General features: G+C 73.7%; 4 protein-coding genes and 1 pseudogene. 4 read left to right on the plus strand and 1 reads right to left on the minus strand.

Annotated elements, in window-relative coordinates; genetic code table 11:
• Positions 1–48 precede the first annotated feature (48 nt).
• Positions 49–960: pseudogene (locus ACFU99_RS35890) on the plus strand (galactokinase); the annotation flags it as partial.
• 377 nt (positions 961–1,337) lie between these two features.
• On the plus strand, positions 1,338–2,117 hold the full coding sequence (locus ACFU99_RS35895; protein ID WP_384400486.1) for a LuxR C-terminal-related transcriptional regulator: 780 nt from the start codon (positions 1,338–1,340) through the stop codon (positions 2,115–2,117).
• Here ACFU99_RS35895 and ACFU99_RS35900 read toward each other — a convergent pair.
• The gene (locus ACFU99_RS35900) at positions 2,076–2,573 is read right to left on the minus strand and encodes a MarR family transcriptional regulator (protein WP_363131198.1); all 498 of its coding nucleotides are present in this window, start codon (positions 2,571–2,573) and stop codon (positions 2,076–2,078) included. The genes ACFU99_RS35895 and ACFU99_RS35900 overlap by 42 nt on opposite strands.
• Positions 2,574–2,704: 131 nt before the next feature.
• Here ACFU99_RS35900 and ACFU99_RS35905 point away from each other — a divergent pair, with 131 nt between their 5' ends.
• The gene (locus ACFU99_RS35905) at positions 2,705–3,538 is read left to right on the plus strand and encodes a trans-aconitate 2-methyltransferase (protein ID WP_384400490.1); all 834 of its coding nucleotides are present in this window, start codon (positions 2,705–2,707) and stop codon (positions 3,536–3,538) included.
• Positions 3,535–3,702, plus strand: a complete 168-nt coding sequence (locus tag ACFU99_RS35910; RefSeq protein ID WP_384400493.1) for a hypothetical protein — start codon at positions 3,535–3,537, stop codon at positions 3,700–3,702. Before ACFU99_RS35905 ends, ACFU99_RS35910 begins: the two co-directional genes overlap by 4 nt.
• The last annotated feature ends 340 nt before the right edge of the window (positions 3,703–4,042 follow it).

The following is a 4,042-nucleotide window of genomic DNA, read 5'->3' on the forward strand; positions in this document are numbered from 1 at the left end:
TAAGGGCGCGCCGCGGGCCGCGCGCCGGCCCGCACCGGGGGGGGGGAGGGGGGGGGGTGGGCCGCCTCCCCCGCGGGGGTCGTGGGGGCCGGGGGCGCGGCCGGCCACCCGGTCCCCGGCGCGGACCTGCACTACGAGTCCACCGTGCCCACCGGCGCGGGCCTCTCCTCCTCCGCCGCCCTCGAAGTCGCCACCGCCCTCGCCCTCAGCGACCTCTACGGGCTGGAGCTCGACCCGCGGAGCCTCGCCCGGATCTCCCAGCACGCCGAGAACGACTTCGTCGGAGTGCCCTGCGGCATCATGGACCAGATGGCCGCCGCCTGCTGCGCCGAAGGCCACGCCCTCCACCTCGACACCCGCGACCTCACCCAGCGCCACGTACCGTTCGATTTGGCGGACCACGGACTGACCCTCCTCGTCGTGGACACCCGTGTGAAACACGAACTGGGAGACGGCGCGTACGCCGAGCGGCGCGCCGGCTGCGAGGCGGGCGCGCGGGCGCTCGGCGTACGCGCGCTGCGCGACGTGCCCTACGAGCAACTATCCGCCGCACTCGAACAATTGGCGGCCTCGGATGACTCAGGCAACGACAGAATCAGCCGTTACGTGCGCCACGTCGTGACCGAGAACCACCGCGTCGAGCAGGTCATCGCCCTCCTCGACGCCGGGTACGCCCGCGCCGTCGGCCCCGTCCTGAGCGCCGGCCACGCCTCGCTCCGCGACGATCTGCGCGTCTCCTGCGCCGAGTTGGACAAGGTCGTCGAGGTCGCCTGCGCCGCCGGCGCGCTCGGCGCCCGGATGACCGGCGGCGGCTTCGGCGGCTCGGCCGTCGTGCTGGCCGCCGAGGGCGACGCGGACGCGGTGGAGAAGGCGGTGCGCGACGCGTTCGCGGCGGCCGGGCGGCGCGCTCCGCGCGTCTTCCCCGCCGAGCCGAGCAGGGGCGCGCGACGGATCGTATGACAGCGCCCCCGCCGCGGGCGCGACGCCTCAACTCGCTGCCGCCACGCGCCGTTTGATCGCGGGAACGGATCAATTCACGTCGTTCTGCGGCGCGGACCGCCCCAGGACCGGACAGGGAACACACCCTGAACACAGGGAGCGGCCAGTTTTGTGAATCGCCTTCCGTTGTCGTACCCCCGCCGTACTCTGATGCACAGCGTCGGTGGGGGCCGACGCCGATCAGGGGGCGAGACAGGCAGGTACGACGCCCGGGGGCGGGTAGACGTCACAGCACGGCGGCGGCCGTGAGGCAGTGGCGACCCCTGAACCGGGCGCCGTACCCGCACTGGTTTCTCCGCGATCCACTGACATCTGACCTGTCTGACATGGGGGTGGCTGTGGCACGTATTCGGGTACTGGTGGTCGACGACCACCGCATCTTCGCCGAGTCCCTCGCCGCAGCGCTCGCGGCCGAGCAGGACGTGGAAGTCGCGGCAGCGGGCAGCGGACCGGCGGCGCTGCGCTCACTGGAGCGCGCCGCCGCGGAGGGCCGCCGCTTCGACGTGCTGCTCGTCGACGCCGACCTCGGCGCCGCGGCCGGCGACGTCGCGCGCGTACCGGGCCCCGCGCACCTCCAGGGCCGGGACGCCGCGGACACCGCGGTGGACGGCATCTCGCTGGTGGCGGGCGTACGGTCCGGGCAGCCGGGCGTACGGACCGTGGTGCTGGCCGAGCGCGACGACGCGCGCCGGGCGGCGGCGGCGCTCCAGGCCGGGGCCTCCGGCTGGGTCGCCAAGGACTGCTCCCTCTCCCGGCTGCTCGCCGTCATCCGGGGCGTGCTGCGGGACGAGACGCATCTGCCGCCCGCGCTGCTGACGGGCGTGCTGCGGGAGCTGACGGCGGCCCGCAAGCACCGCACCGAGAGCGAGCGGCTGGTCGAGTCGCTGACCCCGCGCGAGCGCGAGGTGCTGCGCTGCATGGTCGCGGGGCTGGGCCGCAAGGCGGTCGCCGAGCGGCTCTACCTCTCCCCGCACACGGTCCGCACGCATATGCAGAACGTGCTGGGCAAGCTCGGCGTGCACTCCACGCTCGCCGCCGTGGCGCTGGCCCGCCGGGCCGGGGTGGGCCCGGTCGACCTAGCCGGGGATATTGTCGAACGGGGCGGTCAGCTGGCGTAGCAGGTCGGCCAGTTCACGGCGCTGCGGCCGGGACAGCTCGACCAGGATCGCGCGCTCCTGCGCGAGCAGCCCGGCGAGCGCCTGGTCGGCGCGGTCGCGCCCCTCGGGGGTGAGCCGCACCAGCACGCCGCGCCGGTCGCTGGGGTCGGGCAGCCGCTCGACGAGGCCCTTCTTGGCGAGCCGGTCGATGCGGTTGGTCATCGTGCCCGAGGTGACCAGCGTCTGCGTCAGCAACTGGCCGGGGGAGAGCTGGTACGGGGCCCCGGCGCGCCGCAGCGAGGTCAGGACGTCGAACTCCCAGGGCTCCAGCTGATGCTCGGCGAAGGCGATCCTGCGCGCCCGGTCGAGATGGCGTGCGAGCCTGGAGACGCGGCTCAGCACCTCCAGCGGTTCCACGTCGAGGTCCGGGCGCTCGCGGCGCCATGCTGCGACCAGTCGATCGACCTCGTCCTCCATGGCGATCAGTGTAAAGGGTCTGTCGACATGAAGTCTCTTGACGTCAAGATATATTTGCAGGGATGCTGGGCATCGTTCGCGGGAAGCGCCGTCCCGCTTCGGAAAGTCCGTACCTGCAAGGGGGCTCGAACATGCACCGCGCACCAACCTGGGATCCGCAGCAGTACCTCCGCCACGCCAGCCATCGGACCCGGCCCTTCCACGATCTCCTCGCCCGGATACCGGAACTGCCGGCCGCCGCAGGCCGCCCCGCCCGCATCGCCGACCTCGGCTGCGGCCCCGGCAACGTCACCGCGCTCCTCGCCGACCGCTGGCCCGACGCCCACATCACCGGCCTCGACAGCTCCACCGAGATGCTCGCCGAAGCCGCCTCCCGCCAAGGCCCCACCGCGGGCGGCGGACGGCTCGACTTCGCCCCCGCCGACGCCGCCGACTGGGTCCCCGACGAGCCCTACGACCTGATCGTCTCCAACGCCGCCCTCCAATGGGTGCCCAACCACCCCGACTCCCTCGAAACCTGGGTCGACGCCCTGCACCCCGGCGGCACCCTCGCCTTCCAGGTCCCCGGCAACTTCACCTCGCCCAGCCACGCCATACTCGGCGAACTCTGCGACACCCCCCGCTGGCGCGAACGCCTCGACGGCCACGGCCGCCGCTTCGTCCACATCCTCGACCCCGCCGACTACCTCGAACGCCTCACCGGCCTCGGCTGCGACGTCGACGCCTGGGAGACCACCTACGTCCAGCTCCTCGCCGGCGCCGACCCCGTACTCGACTGGGTCAAGGGCACCGCGCTGAGGCCCGTACTGACCGCCCTGGACGGCGACGACGAAGCCGCCGAGGAATTCCTCGGCGAATACCGCGACCTGCTCCGCAAGGCGTACCCCACGGGCCCGCACGGCACTGTCTTCCCCTTCCGGCGCATCTTCGTCGTCGCCCGCACCCACCCCGGAAACCCGAAGTGATCACCGCGCCCGACCACGTCCAGCTCACCGCCCCAACCGGCAGCGAGGCCGTCCTTCGCGCCTTCTACACCAAGGCGCTCGGCATGACCGAGACCCCCAAGCCCCCGGAGCCCGCCGTCCGCTCCGAGGACCGCCTGGGACTCCTGAAGCCGCTGGACGGCTGACCCCGCCCGGACGCCGCGGCCCGGCCCGTAGGAAAGGCCCCGCGACCGCAGCGTCCGGGCCCGCCGTTTGGGCTCGCACGGGACATCCCACGGCCCGCACCCGGCGTCCGCAGACGCCACTGGGCGTCCGAGGCCCGCGCCTGGTATCCGGGCCCTGCACTCGGCGTCCGGAGGCAACGCTGGGCGTCCGGGGCCCGCGCCTGGTATCCGCGTCCCGCACTGGGCGTCCGCAGACAACGCTGGGAGTCCCGGACCCGCGGCCGGTGTCCGCGTCCCGCACTCGGCGTCCGCAGACACCACGGAGCATTCGGGGCCCGCAGCCGGGCCCTGCACAGGGCGG

This window comes from Streptomyces sp. NPDC057654 (assembly GCF_042800135.1).
Taxonomy (GTDB): domain Bacteria; phylum Actinomycetota; class Actinomycetes; order Streptomycetales; family Streptomycetaceae; genus Streptomyces.